Below are 18,413 nucleotides of genomic sequence, written 5' to 3' on the forward strand. Positions count from 1 at the left end.
CCAACATAAGCGGTAGTGTTGGCTGTGGCAAGCACGTGATCGCAAAGGAGCGAGCGGATGGCAAGTGAGTCGACGGTGCAGCAACGACTGCGGGTCGCGATGGTGGGGCACGGCTTCATGGGAGCCGCACACTCACAGGCGTGGCGGACCGCCCCCAGGTTCTTCGACCTCGGGACCGAGCCCGAGATGGCGGTGGTCGTCGGGCGTGACCCGGAACGCACCGAGGCCGCACGCGTGCAGTACGGCTGGCAGGCCGCGTCCACCGACTGGCGTGCCGTCGTCGCCGACCCGGACATCGACGTGGTCGACATCGTCTCGCCCGGGTCGTCGCACGTCGAGATCGCGATCGCCGCGCTCGAGGCCGGCAAGCACGTCCTGTGCGAGAAGCCCCTCGCCAACACCGTCGCCGAGGCCGAGGCGATGACCGCCGCCGCCGACGCCGCCCGTGCGCAGGGGGTCCGGGCGATGGTCGGGTTCAGCTACCGCCGGGTGCCGGCCATCGCGTTCGCCCGGCAGCTGGTGCAGGACGGCCGGATCGGCACCGTGCGCCAGGTCCGTGCGCTCTACCTGCAGGACTGGTTGGCGGACGAGGACGGTCCGATGACCTGGCGCCTCGACAAGTCGCTCGCCGGCTCCGGCGCACTCGGCGACATCGGTGCCCACGCCATCGACCTCGTCGAGCACGTCACGGGTGCGTCGCTCGCCACCGTGTCCGGCACCCTCGAGACCTTCGTGACCGAGCGTCCGTTGATGGCCGAGGGGGTCGGGCTCTCCGGCACCGCGTCGAGTGAGCGCGGCCAGGTCACGGTCGACGACGCCGCGTTCTTCACCGCCCGCCTGGGTGGCGGTGCGGCCGACGGTGCGATGGGCACGTTCGAGGCCACGCGGTACGCGACCGGGCGGAAGAACGGCCTGACGCTCGAGATCAGCGGGTCCGAGGGCGCGATCCAGTTCGACCTCGAGGCGATGAACGAGCTTCGGCTGTACGAGTCGAACGCCCCGGCGGGGGAGCAGGGGTTCCGCCGCATCCTCGTCACCGAGCCCGAGCACCCCTACATGGCCGCGTGGTGGCCGACCGGGCACCTCATCGGGTACGAGCACACCTTCAGTCACCAGGTGAAGGACTTCGTCGACGCGATCGTCGCCGGCACCGACCCGTCGCCGTCGTTCGCCGACGGCCTGCACGTGCAGCGGGTCCTCGACGCGGTCGAACGCAGCGCCGCCGCCGGCAGCACCTGGACGGCGACCTCGTGAGCGCCGCCGACCAGACCCGCCGGGCACTCGTCGTCCGCGGCGGGTGGGACGGCCACCAGCCCGTCGAGACCACCGACCTGTTCATCCCGTTCCTGCAGGCCCACGGGTTCGCCGTCCGCGTCGAGGGCTCGCCCGCCGTGTACGCCGACCAGGAGTACATGGACACCGTCGACCTGATCGTCCAGGTCAACACGATGACGACGATCGCGGCCGACGAGTTCGCCGGGCTGCAGCGCGCCGTCCTGAACGGCACGGGCATGGCCGGCTGGCACGGCGGGATCGCGGACTCGTACCGCGACAACGCCGACTACCTGCACATGATCGGCGGGCAGTTCGCGCACCACGCGGGCAAGCACCCCGACGAACGGGTCGGCGAGCAGTCCGACAACTACATCCCGTACACGGTGCACATCACCGAACTCGGGCACGAGCACCCGATCACGCAGGGCATCGAGGACTTCGACCTCGTCACCGAGCAGTACTGGGTGCTGAGCGACGAGTACGACGACGTCCTCGCCACCACCACGCAGGAGGCCCGCTCGTGGGACCCCTGGAACCGCCCGGTCACCGCACCGGCGATCTGGACCCGGCAGTGGGGGAAGGGACGGATCTTCGTCTCGGCCCCCGGACACCGGATCGAGATCGTCGAGTCGCAGCCGGTCCGAACCATCATCGAACGGGGACTCCTGTGGGCAGCACGGTGAACGAAGGGGTGCTCCGCGTCGGGGTCGTCGGCGTCGGGGTCATCAGCCAGCAGTACTTCGAACACTTCCCGGCACTGCCCGGGCTCGAACTCGCCGCGGTCGCCGACCTCGACGTCGCACGGGCCGAGGCGGTCGGCGCGGCCCAGGGCGTGCGCGGGACCACCGTGGACGACCTGCTCGCCGCCGACGACGTCGACGTGGTCCTCAACCTGACGATCCCGGCCGCGCACGCCGACGTCGCGACCCGGGCACTCGCTGCCGGCAAGCACGTCTACGGCGAGAAGCCGCTCGCGATGTCCACCGCCGAGGCAGCACCGGTGCTCCAGCTCGCACGCGACCGGGGCCTCCGGGTCGGCAGCGCCCCGGACACCGTCCTCGGCACGGGCATCCAGACCGCCCGTGCCGCCCTCGACGACGGCGCGATCGGTACCCCGGTCGGCGCCGCCGTCGCGTGGAGCGCCCCCGGGCACGAGCTCTGGCACCCCGCGCCGGCGTTCTACTACCAGCCCGGCGGCGGACCGCTCCTCGACATGGGGCCGTACTACCTGACGAGCCTCGTCACGTTCTTCGGGCCGGTCGTCCGGGTCAGCGGCAGTGCGACCCGGTCCAGCCGGGAGCGCACCGTCGCCACCGGGCCGAACGCCGGCACGCCGATCCCGGTCGACATCGACACACACGTCGTCGCGATCCTCGAGCACGCGGGCGGCGTGGTCTCCACCGTGACCGTCTCGTTCGAGGTCTGGGCCACCCGCGCCCCGCTGTTCGAGGTGTACGGCACCGCCGGCACCCTGGGCGTCCCGGACCCGAACCGGTTCTCGGACACCGTGTCGATCGCCACGGCCGACGACCGCTCGTGGCGCGACCTGCCGGTGTCCGCCGGGTACGCGGACGCCGGGCGCGGCTACGGCCTCGCCGACATGGCGCACGCGATCGCGACGGACCGGCCGCACCGAGCCTCCGGTGACCTCGCGTTCCACGTGCTCGAGGTCATGGAGGCGGTCTCCGCCGCCGCCCGTGACCACTCGGTCGTCGACGTGCACTCCCGCGTCGAGCGACCCGCCACCGTCCCCGCCGGGTCCGCACCCGGATCCTGGTGACGGAACCCGACCACCGCGAAGAAGGACGACGACGATGACGACGACGGACGCGAGCGAGACGACGGAGACGACACGGGCCTCCCGGCCGGTCACCCTGTTCACCGGACAGTGGGCCGACCTGCCCTTCGAAGAGGTCGCCCGGCTCGCCGGCGAGTGGGGCTACGACGGGCTGGAGATCGCCTGCTGGGGCGACCACCTGGACGTCCGGCGCGCCGCGACGGACCCGGAGTACGTCGCCGAGCGCACGGCGATCCTGGAACGCAACGGCCTGCGGGTCTGGACCATCGCGAACCACCTGGTCGGCCAGGCAGTGTGCGACGACCCGATCGACCAGCGGCACGAGGACATCGTCCCGCCGCACGTGTGGGGCGACGGCGACCCCGAGGGCGTACGGCAGCGTGCGGCCGAGGAACTGCAGTGGACCGCCCGTGCCGCCGCGGCGCTCGGGGTCGACACCGTCACCGGCTTCTCCGGTTCGTCGATCTGGAAGACCGTCGCCGGGTTCCCGCCCGTGCCCCCGGGGATGATCGACGCCGGGTACCAGGACTTCCACGACCGCTGGTCACCGATCCTCGACGTCTTCGAGGAGGTCGGGGTCCGGTTCGCGCTCGAGGTGCACCCGTCCGAGATCGCCTACGACTACTGGACCGCCAGGCGCACGCTCGAGGTGTTCCAGGACCGGCCGGCGTTCGGGTTCAACTTCGACCCGTCGCACTTCGTCTGGCAGGACCTCGACCCCGCCGCGTTCCTGCTCGACTTCGCCGACCGGGTGTACCACGTGCACTGCAAGGAGTCGGTGAAGCAGCTCGACGGGCGCAACGGGCGGTTGTCCTCGCACCTGCCGTGGGGCGACCCCCGGCGCGGGTGGGACTTCGTCACCGCCGGTCACGGGGACGTACCGTGGGAGCGGGTGTTCCGCGTGCTGAACCACATCGGGTACGCCGGACCGACCAGCGTCGAGTGGGAGGACGCCGGCATGGACCGGCTCGTCGGCGGGCCCGAGGCGCTGGCGTTCGTCCGGCGGCTCGGCACCATCGCCCAGCCGGACGCCGCGTTCGACGCCGCGTTCTCGCAGTCGCGCTGACCCGGCTCTTCGCCGGGGTTTCGCGCTGCGCGACAGTCCACGGTCGCCCGGGTGCGAAACTCGTCGCTCAGCCCGAAACCCCACCCGCGACCCCATTCACAACGAGGAGGACCCATGGCACGGCAGCCCACGGCGACGCCGGGCAACGCCGCGCGCGTCCTCCGGCTCGTCCACGAGGACGGCCCCGTCACCCGCGCCGAGCTCACCCGGCGCACCGGACTGAACCGCTCGACGATCCTCGCGCTCGTCGGGGACCTCGTCGACGCCCGTCTCGTGCACGAGGAGACCCCGGCCGCGGGGACCCCCGGTGCCGGGGTCGGACGGCCGAGCGGGGTCGTGCGGGCGTCGGCCGACGTCCTCGCCGCCGCGGTCACGGTCGAGATCGACGCCGTCGGGGTTGCCCTCGTCGGCCTCGACGGCAGCGTGCGTGACCGGCTGGTGGAGCCGCAGACCACCGTCCCCACCGCCGCGCAGGCCATCGACGCCGTCGCCCGGGTCCTCGCCGCACTCGTCGCCCGCACCGGACCCGGTGCCCGGGTCGTCGGGGTCGGCGTCGCCGTGCCCGGCATCGTCCGGGTCGAGGACGGCACCGTCCGCGACGCCCCGCACCTCGGGTGGCGTGACGAACCCCTCGCCGGACCGCTCGCGGAACGCCTCGGGCTGCCGGTCCGGGCCGCGAACGACGCCAACCTCGGCGCCTGGGCGGAACGGCTGTACGGCAGCGCCCGCGGCGTCGACGACCTCGTGTACCTGAACGGCGGCGCGAGCGGCATCGGCGGCGGGATCGTCAGCGCCGGCCGGCCCTTCAGCGGCGCCGACGGGTACGCGGGCGAGCTCGGGCACACCTTCGTCGCGGCGAACGGGATCCGCTGCCACTGCGGCGCGGTCGGGTGCCTGGAGACCGAGGCGTCGCGCTCCGCCCTCACCGACGTCACCGGGACCCCGCCGGACGACCTCGACGCGCTCGCCGCGGCGCTCGCCGAGGGCCGGCCCGAGGTCGAGCGGGTCGTCGACCGACAGGTCACCGCGCTCGCGACCGCGCTGCGCAACGCCATCCACACCGTCGACCCCGAGGTCGTGGTGCTCGGCGGGTTCCTCGGTGCGCTGCTCGGGCACGTCGGCGACCGGGTCGAGACCGACGTCCGTGCGCAGACGATGGCCGCCATGACCGACCGGCTCCGCATCGTCCCGGCGGCACTCGGCCGTGACGTCCTGGTCCGCGGCGCCGCCGAGATCGGCTTCGCGGAGCTGCTGCGCGACGCCACGATGACCGCAGCGACCGCAGCGACCGCGGCGACCGCAGCGACCGCGGCGACCGCAGCCCCCTCCACCACCCCCACGTCCGGCCGCGACGACGCGGCCGAGGAAGCGAGAACCGCATGACCTCCACCCAGCGCACCAGCGTCCTGCTCGGCACCCAGGACCTCACCGTCGAGGACCGCCCCGTCCCCGCCGTCGACCCCGGTGACGTGCTCGTCCGGGTCGCCGCCGTCGGGGTCTGCGGCTCCGACGTGCACTACTACCGCCACGGCCGCATCGGGGACTTCGTCGTCGAGGAGCCCCTCGTCCTCGGGCACGAGCTCTCCGGCACGATCGAGGCCGTCGGCGAGGGGGTCGACCCGTCCCGCGTGGGGGAGCGCGTGGCCATCGAGCCGCAGCGCCCCTGCCACCGCTGCGCCCAGTGCCTGGCCGGCCGCTACAACCTCTGCCCGCACATGCGCTTCTACGCGACGCCGCCGGTCGACGGCGCCTTCACCGAGTTCGTCACCATCGAGGCCGAGTTCGCGCACGTCCTGCCCGACGCCGTCTCGTTCGAGGCCGGCGCGCTCCTCGAGCCGCTGTCCGTCGGCATCGCCGCCGTCCGCAAGGCCGGCATCGTCCCCGGTTCGTCGGTGCTCATCGCCGGTGCCGGTCCGATCGGCATCATCTGCGCCCAGGTCGCGAAGGCCTTCGGAGCGTCGCGCATCGTCGTCAGCGACCTCGTCGCCGAGCGCCGTGAGCGCGCCCTGCGGTACGGCGCCACCGAGGTCGTCGACCCCACCGCCGTGTCCGTCGCGTCCGACATCGTCCCCGTCGACGCGTTCATCGACGCCAGCGGTGCACCCCGCGCGGTGTCCGACGGCATCAAGGCCGTGGGCCCCGCTGGCGCAGCGGTGCTGGTCGGGCTCGGCAACTCCGAGATGACGCTGCCGGTCGAGCACATCCAGAACCTCGAGGTCACGGTCACCGGGATCTTCCGGTACACGAACACCTGGCCGGTCGCCATCGAGCTGGTCGCGTCCGGGCAGGTCGATCTCGACTCGCTCGTCACCGGCCGCTTCGGGCTCGATGACGTGCGCGAGGCCCTCGAGAGCGACACCGACCCGGAGTCGCTCAAGTCCGTCGTCTACCCCGGCGGCGTCCCCGCCTGAGCGCGCTGCGCGTCGTCCGGTGCAGGTTTCGTCGGCCCGGGGCGCATTGCGTGCCTGACGCGGCGTTGCAGCCGGGCACGGTGCGTGGAAGCTCGCACCAGGTGACGACTTACGCACGGTGCGGGCGGGAGGCACGGGGCGGGCCCGCCACGCGCCTCCCGTCCGGCACGGTGCACGGTCGGTCGGACGGTGCGGGCTTGGCCGCCTGGTGCGGCATTGCAGCCGGGCACGGTGCGTGGAAGCTCGCACCAGGTGACGACTTACGCACGGTGCGGACTGGAGGCGCGGGGCCGGCCCGCCACGCGCCTCCCGTCCGGCACGTGACCCGGAACGGGGCCACCGTCGCGTCACCGGGACGCGCTACGGTTCGCGCATGACCGCTTCACCGGCCGCCGTCGTGCCGCAGCGCACCGACCGGCGCGCGCTCGTCTCCTGGGCGCTCTGGGACTGGGGTTCCGCCGCGTTCAACGCGGTCGTCACCACGTTCGTGTTCAGCACGTACCTGGCCAGCCGGGCGTTCGTGGACCCGGCGCTCGTCGGTGACACGTCCGCGGCGGGCAAGGCGATCGTGGAACGCGAACTCGCGCACAACGCCGCCGTCGTCTCGACCGCACTGACCATCGCGGGGATCGTCGTGGCGCTCGTGGCACCGGCGATGGGACGGCTCGCAGACTCCTCCGGGCACCGTCGCCGCTCGGTCCTCATCGCCACGATCGGCGTCGCACTGTCGATCGGTGGCATGGTCTTCGTCGCGCCGAGCCAGCCGTACCTGCTGCTCGGCGCGGCCCTGCTCGGCATCGGGACCGTCGCCTACGAGATCGCGAGCGTCGGCTACAACGCCATGATCGGGCAGATCGCACACGGGGAGCGCACCGGTCGTGTCTCCGCGATCGGCTGGGCTGCCGGGTACTTCGGCGGCATCGTCCTGCTCGTGCTGCTGCTCGTGCTCTGCATCCAGGACTTCCGGGGCGACGGCGTCGTCGGCGGGCTCCTGCAGCTGCCGGCCACGGTCGCCGCCGGCCAGTGGGACGTCCGCGTCGCGATCGGGATCGCCGCCGTCTGGCTGGCCGTCAGCTCGATCCCGCTGTTCCTCACCGTGCCCGAGGCGGTGCCGGACCGCACCCGCGGCGGCGGCGTCCTCGGGGCCTACGCCGACCTGGTGCGGGACATCGCCCGGCTGTGGCGGGAGCGCCGCAACGTCCTCGCGTTCCTGCTCGCCAGCGCCGTCTTCCGCGACGGCGTCGGGGCGGTCTTCACCTTCGGTGGGATCGTCGCCGCCCAGGTGTTCGGGTTCAGTGCGTCCGAGGTCATCCTGTTCGCCATCGCCGCGAACGTCGTCGCCGGGATCGCGACGTTCGTCTCCGGACGGCTCGACGACCGGTTCGGCTCACGCGCGCTCATCATGGTGTCGCTCGTCGGGCTCGCCCTGTGCGGGGTCGGGGTGTTCGTCGCCGGCACCCGGACGGAGTGGTTCTGGGTGCTCGGACTGACCCTCGCCGTGTTCGTCGGCCCCGTGCAGTCGTCGTCGCGGGCGTACCTGGCGCGCCTGGCCGTGCCCGGTCGCGAGGGGGAGCTCTTCGGCCTCTACGCCACCACGGGCCGGGCCGCCTCGTTCCTCGCGCCGGCGCTGTTCGGCGTCGCGGTGACCGTCGGCGGGTCGACGCGCTTCGGGATCCTCGGGGTGGTCGTCGTGCTCGTCGCGGGGTTGGTCCTGATGGCGTTCGTCAAGCCGGAACCGCGGGTCGCGCGCGCCTGAGTCGTGTCCTGTCTGAGGTGCGGCCTGCTGTCGGCCCGGCCTGGAGGCGCGGTGCCCGTCCGTCCACAGGCTGCGGTTGTGCGCACGGTTCCGCACAGGGCCGTGGTCGCGTCGGGCGGCCCGGGCTGCGGTGCGCCAGGATGGGTGCATGACCGACCAGCGCATCGCCGTCGTCGTCCTCGCCGCCGGGCAGGGCACGCGCATGAAGTCGTCCACGCCCAAGGTGCTGCACCGGCTCGCCGGGCTGCCGCTCATCGGGCACGTCCTGCGGACGGCGTCGTCCCTCAGCCCCGAGCACGTCGCCGTCGTCGTGCGGCACGAGCGTGACCTCGTCGCGGCCGAGGTCGTGGAGCGCGCGCCCGACGCGATCGTCGTCGACCAGGACGACGTCCCCGGCACCGGCCGTGCGGTCGAGGTGGCCGTCCAGGCGCTCCCGGCCGACTTCGACGGTGCCGTCGTGGTGCTGTCCGGCGACGTTCCGCTGCTCGACGCGGCGTCCCTCCGGCTCCTCGTCGACGCACACATCGGTGCCGCCAACGCCGTGACGCTCGTCAGCGCGATCGCCCTCGACCCGACGGGCCTCGGCCGCGTGGTCCGCGACGCCTCCGGTGCGTTCGTCGGGGTCGTCGAGCACAAGGACGCCACCGACGCGCAGCGCACGATCACCGAGACCAACGCCGGTATCTACGCCTTCGACGCAGCGCACCTCCGTGCCGTGCTGCCCGGGCTCACCACCGCCAACGCCCAGGGCGAGAAGTACATCACCGACGCACCGACGCTCATCGCCGAGCGCGGTGGGATCATCGACGTCGTCACCCTCACCGACCAGTGGCTCGTCGCCGGCATCAACGACCGCGCGCAGCTGTCCGACGCCGCCCGTGAACTCAACGCCCGCATCGTCCGGCGGCACCAGCTCGCCGGCGTCACCGTGCAGGACCCGGCGACCACCTGGATCGACCTCGACGTCACCATCGAGCCCGATGCCGAGGTCCTGCCCGGCACCCAGCTCATCGGCGCCACCGCGATCGCCGCCGGTGCCGTCGTCGGACCGGACACCACGCTCCGCGACACCGAGGTCGGGGCCCGCGCCACCGTGAACCGCGTCGACGCCACCCTCGCCGTGATCGGGGACGGCGCCTCGGTCGGCCCGTTCGCCTACCTGCGACCCGGAACGATCCTCGGTGACGACGGCAAGATCGGCACCTTCGTCGAGACGAAGAACGCCCGGATCGGCCGCGGCAGCAAGGTCCCGCACCTGTCCTACATCGGCGACGCCGAGGTGGGTGAGGACTCGAACATCGGCGCGAACACCATCACCGCGAACTACGACGGCGTGCACAAGCACCGCACCGAGGTCGGCTCGAACGTCCGTACAGGCTCGCACAACGTGTTCGTCGCCCCCGTTAGGATTGGTGACGGTGCGTACACCGGTGCCGGGACCACCGTCCGCAAGGACGTCCCGGCCGGATCCCTCGCGATCAGCTACGCCCCACAGCGCAACACCGACGGATGGGTCGAGGAACACCGACCCGGCACTCCGGCGGCCGAGGCTGCTCGGCTCGCGAACGGCGAATAGATCCTGGCGACCACCCGTCGCCGACATCGACCCCTCGTGGGTCAGGGAGTGAGCACCGCACTTGTCCGGAATCAAGACAACCGGCCAGAAACGACTCGTCCTCGTCTCGGGGCGAGCACACCCGGCGCTCTCTGCCGAGATCGCGGAGGAGCTCGGGGTCGACCTCGTGCCGACCGATGCCCGGACGTTCGCGAACGGTGAGCTCTACGCCCGCTTCGACGAGTCGGTCCGTGGCTGCGACGCCTTCGTCATCCAGTCGCACACCGCGCCGATCAACGAGTGGCTCATGGAGCAGCTCATCATGGTCGACGCGCTGAAGCGTGCCTCGGCGAAGCGCATCACGGTCGTGGCGCCGTTCTACCCCTACGCCCGCCAGGACAAGAAGGGCCGTGGCCGCGAGCCGATCTCGGCCCGCCTCGTCGCCGACCTGTTCAAGGCCGCCGGCGCGCACCGCATCATGAGCGTCGACCTGCACGCCGCGCAGATCCAGGGCTTCTTCGACGGCCCCGTCGACCACCTGTTCGCCATGCCGGTGCTGCTCGAGCGCTTCCGCCAGATCCTCGACCCGAAGACGCTGACCGTGGTGTCGCCCGACATGGGCCGCGTCCGCGTCGCCGACATCTGGTCCGAGAAGCTCGGCGCCCCGCTCGCCATCATCCACAAGCGCCGCGACCCGCTCGTGCCGAACCAGGTCTCCGTGCACGAGATCGTCGGCGACGTCAGCGGCCGCGTGTGCCTGCTCGTCGACGACCTCATCGACACCGGTCGCACGATCGCCAAGGCGGCCGAGGCGCTCAAGAACGCCGGTGCCACCGGTGTCGTCGTCGCCGCGACCCACGCCGTGTTCTCGGACCCGGCGACCGAGCTGCTGCAGAGCGAGTTCATCGACCGCGTGGTCGTGACGGACACCCTGCCCCTGCCGATGGAGAAGCGCTGGGACCGCCTCGAGGTCCTGCCGATCGCGCCGCTCATCGCCCGCGCCATCCACGAGGTCTTCGACGACGGTTCGGTGACGTCGATGTTCGATGGCGCCGCTTGACCCACCCCGCGCGTGACGCCCTCGCGGCCCGGCTCCGGGTCGCGGGGAGCGTCTTCGCCGAGGACGAAGCCGACCTGTTGCTCGAGGCCGGCGACGGTGAGCCCGTCCGGCTCCGGACGCTCGTGCAGCGTCGGCTCGCCGGTGAGCCCCTCGAGTACGTGCTCGGTTGGGCGGCGTTCGACGGGCACCGCATCCGGGTGACCCCGGGGGTGTTCGTGCCGCGTGCGCGCACCACCGTCGTCGTCGAGCAGGCAGCGCGTCTGCTGCAGCGCTACGACCGCGTGGTCGACCTGTGCTGCGGTGCCGGCGCGATCTCGGTCGCCCTGTTCGGTCGCGTCGGCGCACTCGACCTCGTCGCCACCGACATCGACCCGGATGCGGTCGACGTCGCGGCCGAGAACGTCGGGGACCGCGGCATCGTCGTCGCGGGCGACCTGTTCGCCCCGCTGCCCGACCGGTTCCGAGGGGCCGTGGCGGTCATCGCGGTGAACGCCCCGTACGTGCCGACGGCCTCGATCGAGCTGATGCCAGCCGAGGCCCGGGAGCACGAGCACCGCGTCGCCCTCGACGGTGGCGCGGACGGCCTCGACTTGCACCGGCGGATCGCTGCGGGCGCTGGGGAGTGGCTCCGTCCCGGTGGCGCGGTCGTGATCGAGGTGTCGGAGGCCCAGGCCGAGGCGTCCGCCGCTTCGTTCACGGCTGCCGGCTTCACCACCGAGGTCGAGCGCGACGCCGAGGTCGACGGCACCTGCGTCGTCGCGACCCTGCCCGCCTGACCCTCGTCTGCCCGCCTGGCCCTGGTCCTGGTCTGCCTGCCTGGCGCCGGCGCCGAGCGGTCACGACATGCCGCTCAGGTCCGCCGAGGTGGCACGAAGTGTCGCCTGCGCGCCCGCGAACCGACACTTCCTGCACCCCTGGCGTGACGTACGTGGCGTGTCGCGCGACCGGGGCGAGGGGAGGGGCGGGGCGGCACCGGGCCTCCAGGCCGTCGGGTGGCCGGAGCGCGCCGGTGCCGAGCGGTCACGACACGCCGCTCAGGTCCGCCGAGGTGGCACGAAGTGTCGCCTGAGGGTCCGCGAACCGACGCTTTCTGCACCCCTGGCGTGACGCACGTGGCGTGTCGCGTGACCAGGGCGAGGGGCGGGGCGGGCCGGCACCGGGCCTCCAGGCCGTCGGGTGACCGGAGCGCGCCGGCGACGAGTGGTCACGACACACCGCTCAGGTTCGCTGAGGCGGCACGAAGTGTCGCCCGCGCGCCCACGAACCGACGCTTTCTGCCACCTTGACGGCTGCCCGCGGGCGTGTCGCAGACCAGCTTCCGGACGGTCAGCGCGCGTCGACCGTCACGGTGTGCCAGCCCGTCGCACCGTTCGGCGCCGGCGGACGGTCCACGCTCGTCTGCACCTCGCCGTCGGCGCTGGTCGCACGCACCTCGATCCGGTGTGACCCCGCGGTCGGTGTCCAGCGGAACACCCACTGTCGCCAGGTGTCCGCAGAGACCGAGTCCGCGAGTTCCGCGCGCTGCCAGTCGCCGCCTCCGACACGGACCTCGACCGCCTTGACGCCGGTGTGCGGCTGCCAGGCGACCCCGGCGATCGCGACCGGCTTGCCCGCGGTCACGGTCGTGCCGTTGCGCGGGGTGTCGATGCGGGACTCGAGCTTGACCGGGCCACGCTCGGACCAGCCGCGCGGGGTCCAGTAGCCCTGCGCGTCGGCGAACCGGGTGACCTCGAGCTCGGTGACCCACTTCGTCGCCGAGACGTAGCCGAACAGGCCCGGCACGACCATCCGCACCGGGAACCCGTGCTCGGTCGGCAGGGGTTCGCCGTTCATCCCGACCGCGAGCAGCGCCGCTGTGCCGTCGTCCTGCAGCACGTCGAGCGGCGTGCCGGCCGAGAACCCGTCGACACTGCGGGAGAGCACCATGTCGGCGTCACCCGTGGGCCGGGCCCGTGCGAGGAGCTCCCGGATCGGGTAGCCGAGCCAGCGCGCGGTGCCGATGAGCTCGCCGCCGACCTCGTTCGACACGCAGCTCAGCGTGGCGACGTGCTCCTCGAGCGGCAGCACGAGCAGTTCGTCCCACGTCAGTGTGATCTCCTGCTCGACCGCACCGTGGATCCGGAGCGACCAGTCGGCGGGGTCGACCTGCGGCACCCGAAGGGCCGTGTCGATCCGGTAGAAGTCGGCGTTCGGCGTGATGTAGGGCGTGATGCCGTCGACGTCGAGCGAAGCACCCGCGGGGACGGCCGGACCGCTCGTCGCCGCGGCGGGCAGACGGATGGCCCGCCTGGCAGCGGCGGCCGCCTGCATCGCGGACGACCCCAGCCGGGAGGCGGTGCCCACCACGACCGCGAGGGTCGCCGTCCCGACGCCCCAGACCAGGAACGCGCGGCGCTCCGCCGAGGCGGGTCGCGGTGCCGCGGTCGGCACGGCTGCCGCGGCCTCCCACCGGCGGAGTCGCCGGAGCTGCAGACGCAGGACGACCACGGCCGCCGCGATGCCGAGCACCGTCGGGGCCCCGTCCCAGGTCCCGCTACCCGAGCGGGTGCTCACGGCCAGGAGCGCCAGCACCCCGCCGGCAGCGAAGACGAGCGCACCGAAGGGCGGTCGGGCCCGTTCGAGGACGCCGGCACCGGCGCTGATCGCGATGACGATCACGGTCATGAGCACGAACAGGGCGACCTTGTCCCCGGTGCCGAACACGGCGACCATGGCGTCCTTCGCGGCAGGAGGAGCGAGGTCGATGACCGCGGACCCGACGGCCACGAGGGGACTGCCTGCACCGCCGAGCAGCAGTGCGCCGAACTCGGCGACCCCGAGGAACGCGGCAGCGGCCACGATGCCGACGGCCGCTGCGAACAGGGTCGGGTGTCGGGTCGGACCGGTGTCGGGACCGTCGGGCGGGCTCGCCGTCGGTCGGCCGATCGGTTCGTCCGTCGTCTCGGTGGTCACCGCCCGAGCGTAGGTCGCCGCGCCGCTCGTGGGCTGTGTGTCGGCTTCCCCGGGCGTTCATCGGGTCCGGCCAGCAGTCGGCGGGCGGCTCGTGGGAGGATCGGACCGTGCTGCAGCGTCCCGATGGTGTCCCGCGGTCCGGTCGTGCCCGCGGTGCGGGTCGGACGCCGATGTCGCCGGCACGTCGGCTCTCGACGCTGCGCTGGGTGATCGTCGCCGTCTGGTTGGCCGTGCTGATCACCCGGATCGTCGTGCTCTCGGCGGTGCCGGGCGCGGATCTGTCCTGGTACGGCCTCGTCGAGTTCGGGGCGATCGCCCTCGGTCTCGTGGTCATCGCGATCGCGGTGGTGCGGACTTCGACAGCACGGCGACGGCAGGCCGACGAGGCCCTCGCCCTCGCCATCCGCCGGATCGACCCGACCGTCTGGCTGGTGCCGGCGGCGCCGACGCCCGAGCTCCGTGGGGTCGTCGACGAGGTCCGGCCGGACACCCGCCTCGGGTCACGCGTCACCTGGGCCTTCGGCGCCACCGAGGCGTCGCTGTGGGAACTCGACGAACGCCGGGCGACCCGACTGCTCGTGATCCGGTGGAGTCGCGTCGTGCACGTCGGGCTCGAGGACGTGGCGGAAGACGTTGCGGAGGGCATCGCGGAGCATGCCGGCGGCTCGGGCGGCGCTCGCCGTGCGTGCGCGGTGGCGATCCATCACATCCGCCCGGACGACACCCCGGCCGTTGCGACCTTCTTCGTCCGGACCGCCCCGGGCTCTGGTCGGCTGCTCGGGCGCGGTCCGCGGCTGGACCGGCTCGTGGCGGACCTGGCACGCGAACGCATCGTCGCCTGACCCGACCGTTCGGCTGATGCCTCGGAAGGCCCCGCGGTCCGCGAGGCCCCCCGACGCTCAGGATCGTCAGTGCGTGGACGGCTCCTGCTCGACCTCGCGGCGGTCGTCGTCGGACCACAGCGTGTGGAAGGTGCCGTCCTTGTCGATGCGCTGGTAGGTGTGCGCACCGAAGAAGTCGCGCTGCCCCTGGATCAGCGACGCGGGCAGACGATCGGAGGCGAGCGAGTCGAAGTACGACAGCGCCGACGAGAAGCCCGGCGCGGGGACGCCCGACGCGGCAGCGATGCCCACGATGCGGCGCCAGGCGGCCTCGCCCTCGGACACCGCGTTCGCGAAGTACGGGTCGACCAGCAGGCTCTCGAGCGAGGGGTTCTCGTCGTACGCCTCGACGATGCGGTTCAGGAACTGGGCGCGGATGATGCAGCCGCCCCGCCAGATCTTCGCGACGTTGCCGAGGTCGATGTCCCAGCCGTACTCCTTCGCCCCGGCGATGATGAGGTCGAAGCCCTGCGCGTACGCGACGACCTTCGAGGCGTACAGCGCCGCCCGGACGTCGTCGGCGAAGGTGTCCGGCACCTCGGCGATCTGCGGACGGTTCGTGATCGACTTCTGGACGGCCGCACGCTGGACCGGCTTCGACGAGACGGCACGGGCGAACACGGCCTCGCCGATGCCCGAGACGGGGATGCCGAGGCCGACCGCGTTCTGCACGGTCCAGACGCCGGTGCCCTTGGAGCCGGCTTCGTCGCGGATGACGTCGACCAGGGGCTTGCCGGTGTCGGCGTCGCGCTGCTTGAGGACCTCGCCCGTGATCTCGATCAGGTAGGACTCGAGGTCGCCCTTGTTCCACTCGTCGAACACCTGGACCAGGTCCTCCACCGACAGCCCGCCGACACGACGGAGCAGGTCGTACGACTCGGCGATGAGCTGCATGTCGGCGTACTCGATGCCGTTGTGCACCATCTTCACGAAGTGCCCGGCACCGTCGGTGCCGATGTGGGTCACGCACGGTTCACCCTCGGCCACCGCGGCGATCGACTTCAGGATCGGGCCGAGCGTCTCCCAGGCCTCCTTCGAGCCGCCGGGCATGATCGACGGGCCGTTCAGCGCGCCCTCTTCACCACCCGAGATACCGGTACCGACGAAGTTCAGACCCTTCTCGCGCAGGTCGTGTTCACGTCGGATGGTGTCGTGGAAGTTGGCATTGCCACCGTCGACGATGATGTCGCCCGGTTCGAAGCGCTCGGCGAGCTGCCCGATCACGGCGTCGGTGCCCTTGCCGGCCTGCACCATGATGATCGCGGTGCGGGGCTTGGAGAGTGAGGCGACGAACCCGTCGATGTCCTCGGACGCGATGAACCCGGCGTCGCCGTGCTCCTGGAGCAGTTCCTCGGTCCGGGCGTACGTGCGGTTGTAGACCGCCACGGTGTTGCCCTCGCGCGATGCGAGGTTGCGCGCGAGGTTCGAACCCATCACTGCGAGCCCGACGACTCCGATGTTCGCCTGACCGTTGTTGTCTGCCACGAGGGCCTCCTTTGTCCTGACGTTGGCGCCCAACCTACGACCGGCGGTCTGGGATCGCACAGGTGTTCCGGGAACTGGGGACCAGAGTTCACCGGATCAATACTGTGGAGGGATGAGCGAGCTCGCTGTCCACCCGCCCGTCCTCGTGATGGGCGTCTCCGGCTCCGGCAAGTCCACCATCGGCCAGGCCCTCACCGACGCCCTGGTGGCGCGGGGCGAACCGTGCGTCTTCGTCGACGCCGACGACCTGCACCCGGCGGCGAACAAGGAGAAGATGCGGCAGGGCACCCCGCTCACCGACGAGGACCGCTGGCCGTGGCTCGAGGCCTGTGCCGACCGGATCGCCGCGGTCGAGGCCGACGGGTCTCGGTGCGTGATGGCGAACTCGGCGCTCAAGCGGGCCTACCGCGACCGCCTGCGCGCGTCCGCACCGGGTCTCGTCATCGCCTTCCTCGACGGCTCTCGCGGCCTCATCGCCGAACGGCAGTCCCACCGCCAGCACGAGTACATGCCGACGACGCTGCTCGACTCGCAGTTCGCGACCCTCGAGCGGCCGCAGTCCGACGAGACCGCCGTTGCCGTGTCGATCGACGGCTCGGTCGACCACACCGTGCGGGAGATCCTCGCCGCGCTCGCGGTCACTTCCGGCTGACGACCCATCGACGACCTGCGGTGGATCCGGGCAGTTCCTCCACAGGCTGCCGCGCGGCCGTCGTCATCCCCAACCGGTTCCGAGCTCGGCGTGCGTCGTGGGAGACGTTCGTACCGTCGTTCCATGACCACGATCGCTGTCGCCCGTTCAGATACCACCGTTGATACCATCGACGCCATGGCCATGACCCTCCGACTCGACGACGCCGAGGCAGCGGCCTTGCGCAAGCGTGCCGACCTCGAGGAGCGCTCGATGCAGGACGTCGCCCGAGCCGCCATCCGCGAGTACGTCGAGCAGCACAGCCGCAGCGATCTGATCGACGGCATCCTCGACCGAGAGCTCCCGCGCTACGCCGAGGCGCTCGAACGACTCGGCAAGTGATCCACCTCACGACCGACGAGGCGTTGCACATCGCTCGACGGACCCTGGGGGCTGACGACGCGGTCCGCGACGTCGGACTGCTCGAGGCGGCGGTCGCGCGACCCGCCGCGTCGGTGGGCGGGAACGACGCCTACCCGACTCTGGTCGACAAGGCTGCGGCGCTCGTCCACTCCGCCGTCCGGAACCACGCCCTGGTCGACGGCAACAAGCGCCTCGGCCTGATGCTGCTCGTGGTCTTCCTCGGCGTGAACGGAGTCCGGCTCCACGCCTCGAACGATCAGGCGTACGACTTCATCGTCGCGATCGCCGAAGGGGAACTCGATGCCGTGCCGGAGATCGCCGCGGCTCTGAGCTCGATGGTCTCGGACGACTGACAGGCCGCTTGAACGGACAGCGGTCAGCGATCAGCGGCGCACCGCACTGATCGCCCCGTGCGGCCGGTGCCCCGAGTCCGTGCGGGTGTGGACGTCCACCACGTCGAAGCCCGCTTCGTCCAGCAGCGCCACCAGGGACGCGACCGGCCAGCGGTACGCGGTGACGACCGCGTGGTCGAAGGCCTCGACCGCGGCGCCCTCGAAGAACCCGAGCAGCAGCCCACCGCCGGGGGTGAGCACCCGGCGGAACTCCTCGAGTGGCCCACCGATCCGCGACGGCTCGTGGTGGATCACCGAGTACCAGGCGAGGACCCCGTCGACGCTGCCGTCCGCGAGCGGGAGCGCGTCGAGCGACCCGACCCGGAAGTCGACCGAGGCGTCGTGCGTCCGTCGTGCGTGCTCGACGAACTCCGGCGCCGCGTCGATGCCGATGACACGATTCCCCTGCCGTGCGAGGTGCGCCGTCCAGTGACCGGGGCCGCACCCGGCGTCGAGCAGCAGGCCGTCCCGGACCGCTGCCCAGGCGTCGACGAGTGCTCGGTCCTCGGGGTGGACGGTGTCCATCGAGCCGAGCACGGCTGCGTACTCATCGGCCCGAGCGCTGTACGCCCTGGTCACCCGCTCCGTCATGCGCTCGACGGTACCGGCGCAGCGCCGAACCGTGCGAGGTTCCCTGCTCCGTGCGACCCGGCAACCCTCGCAACGAGCACGGAACCTCGCACCACGCGCCCGCCCGCCGCGCCCGCGGCCTCGGCCCGGCCCGGCCC

At 72.2% G+C, this 18,413-nt stretch carries 17 protein-coding genes; 14 read left to right on the plus strand and 3 right to left on the minus strand.

Annotated features, from left to right (window positions below; genetic code table 11):
- The first annotated feature begins 57 nt into the window (after positions 1-57).
- The 10 genes from KK087_RS13820 to KK087_RS13865 all read left to right on the plus strand — a co-directional run bounded on the left by KK087_RS13820 (position 58) and on the right by KK087_RS13865 (position 11,697).
- Positions 58-1,254: a Gfo/Idh/MocA family protein gene (locus tag KK087_RS13820; RefSeq protein WP_250901122.1), complete on the plus strand. Its 1,197-nt coding sequence runs from the start codon at positions 58-60 to the stop codon at positions 1,252-1,254.
- Positions 1,251-1,958 carry a ThuA domain-containing protein gene (locus KK087_RS13825; protein ID WP_214529081.1) on the plus strand — a complete coding sequence of 236 codons (708 nt, stop codon included), beginning with the start codon at positions 1,251-1,253 and terminating at the stop codon, positions 1,956-1,958. Before KK087_RS13820 ends, KK087_RS13825 begins: the two co-directional genes overlap by 4 nt.
- Positions 1,955-3,055 (plus strand): Gfo/Idh/MocA family protein, encoded by a 1,101-nt coding sequence (locus KK087_RS13830; RefSeq protein ID WP_307860067.1) that lies wholly within the window; start codon positions 1,955-1,957, stop codon positions 3,053-3,055. The genes KK087_RS13825 and KK087_RS13830 overlap by 4 nt, the downstream gene beginning before the upstream one ends.
- Positions 3,056-3,089: 34 nt before the next feature.
- Positions 3,090-4,139 (plus strand): sugar phosphate isomerase/epimerase family protein, encoded by a 1,050-nt coding sequence (locus KK087_RS13835; protein WP_214566077.1) that lies wholly within the window; start codon positions 3,090-3,092, stop codon positions 4,137-4,139.
- 114 nt (positions 4,140-4,253) lie between these two features.
- Positions 4,254-5,522, plus strand: a complete 1,269-nt coding sequence (locus tag KK087_RS13840; protein WP_214566079.1) for an ROK family transcriptional regulator — start codon at positions 4,254-4,256, stop codon at positions 5,520-5,522.
- The gene (locus KK087_RS13845; RefSeq protein ID WP_214545016.1) at positions 5,519-6,550 is read left to right on the plus strand and encodes an NAD(P)-dependent alcohol dehydrogenase; all 1,032 of its coding nucleotides are present in this window, start codon (positions 5,519-5,521) and stop codon (positions 6,548-6,550) included. The genes KK087_RS13840 and KK087_RS13845 overlap by 4 nt, the downstream gene beginning before the upstream one ends.
- A 373-nt stretch (positions 6,551-6,923) precedes the next feature.
- Entirely contained in the window at positions 6,924-8,306 is a 1,383-nt protein-coding gene (locus tag KK087_RS13850) for an MFS transporter (protein WP_214529076.1), read from the plus strand.
- Between the two features lie 148 nt (positions 8,307-8,454).
- The gene (gene glmU, locus KK087_RS13855) at positions 8,455-9,882 is read left to right on the plus strand and encodes a bifunctional UDP-N-acetylglucosamine diphosphorylase/glucosamine-1-phosphate N-acetyltransferase GlmU (protein ID WP_214566081.1); all 1,428 of its coding nucleotides are present in this window, start codon (positions 8,455-8,457) and stop codon (positions 9,880-9,882) included.
- A 61-nt stretch (positions 9,883-9,943) separates the two neighbouring features.
- Entirely contained in the window at positions 9,944-10,921 is a 978-nt protein-coding gene (locus KK087_RS13860; protein WP_111090688.1) for a ribose-phosphate diphosphokinase, read from the plus strand.
- Positions 10,918-11,697: a putative protein N(5)-glutamine methyltransferase gene (locus KK087_RS13865; RefSeq protein WP_214566083.1), complete on the plus strand. Its 780-nt coding sequence runs from the start codon at positions 10,918-10,920 to the stop codon at positions 11,695-11,697. The genes KK087_RS13860 and KK087_RS13865 overlap by 4 nt, the downstream gene beginning before the upstream one ends.
- A 550-nt stretch (positions 11,698-12,247) precedes the next feature.
- Here the strand turns inward: KK087_RS13865 and KK087_RS13870 are convergent.
- Complete coding sequence (locus KK087_RS13870; RefSeq protein ID WP_214566084.1) at positions 12,248-13,873, minus strand: molybdopterin-dependent oxidoreductase; 1,626 nt, start codon at positions 13,871-13,873, stop codon at positions 12,248-12,250.
- A 107-nt stretch (positions 13,874-13,980) separates the two neighbouring features.
- Between KK087_RS13870 and KK087_RS13875 the strand changes: the two genes are divergently transcribed.
- The gene (locus tag KK087_RS13875; RefSeq protein WP_214566085.1) at positions 13,981-14,715 is read left to right on the plus strand and encodes a hypothetical protein; all 735 of its coding nucleotides are present in this window, start codon (positions 13,981-13,983) and stop codon (positions 14,713-14,715) included.
- Between the two features lie 66 nt (positions 14,716-14,781).
- On the opposite strand, the gene gnd is transcribed toward KK087_RS13875, so the two are convergent.
- Positions 14,782-16,239 (minus strand): NADP-dependent phosphogluconate dehydrogenase, encoded by a 1,458-nt coding sequence (gene gnd / locus KK087_RS13880; protein ID WP_214529070.1) that lies wholly within the window; start codon positions 16,237-16,239, stop codon positions 14,782-14,784.
- Between the two features lie 112 nt (positions 16,240-16,351).
- Here gnd and KK087_RS13885 point away from each other — a divergent pair, with 112 nt between their 5' ends.
- The 3 genes from KK087_RS13885 to KK087_RS13895 all read left to right on the plus strand — a co-directional run bounded on the left by KK087_RS13885 (position 16,352) and on the right by KK087_RS13895 (position 17,646).
- Positions 16,352-16,891, plus strand: a complete 540-nt coding sequence (locus KK087_RS13885) for a gluconokinase (RefSeq protein ID WP_214545587.1) — start codon at positions 16,352-16,354, stop codon at positions 16,889-16,891.
- A gap of 123 nt (positions 16,892-17,014) precedes the next feature.
- A complete protein-coding gene (locus tag KK087_RS13890) occupies positions 17,015-17,272 on the plus strand; it encodes a ribbon-helix-helix protein, CopG family (RefSeq protein WP_250896895.1) in 258 nt (85 codons plus the stop codon).
- Positions 17,269-17,646 (plus strand): type II toxin-antitoxin system death-on-curing family toxin, encoded by a 378-nt coding sequence (locus KK087_RS13895; protein ID WP_214529068.1) that lies wholly within the window; start codon positions 17,269-17,271, stop codon positions 17,644-17,646. Before KK087_RS13890 ends, KK087_RS13895 begins: the two co-directional genes overlap by 4 nt.
- A gap of 30 nt (positions 17,647-17,676) precedes the next feature.
- On the opposite strand, the gene KK087_RS13900 is transcribed toward KK087_RS13895, so the two are convergent.
- Positions 17,677-18,276 (minus strand): class I SAM-dependent methyltransferase, encoded by a 600-nt coding sequence (locus tag KK087_RS13900; RefSeq protein WP_214566086.1) that lies wholly within the window; start codon positions 18,274-18,276, stop codon positions 17,677-17,679.
- Positions 18,277-18,413 lie beyond the last annotated feature (137 nt).

The organism is Curtobacterium aurantiacum, assembly GCF_018598555.1.
Lineage (GTDB): Bacteria > Actinomycetota > Actinomycetes > Actinomycetales > Microbacteriaceae > Curtobacterium > Curtobacterium aurantiacum.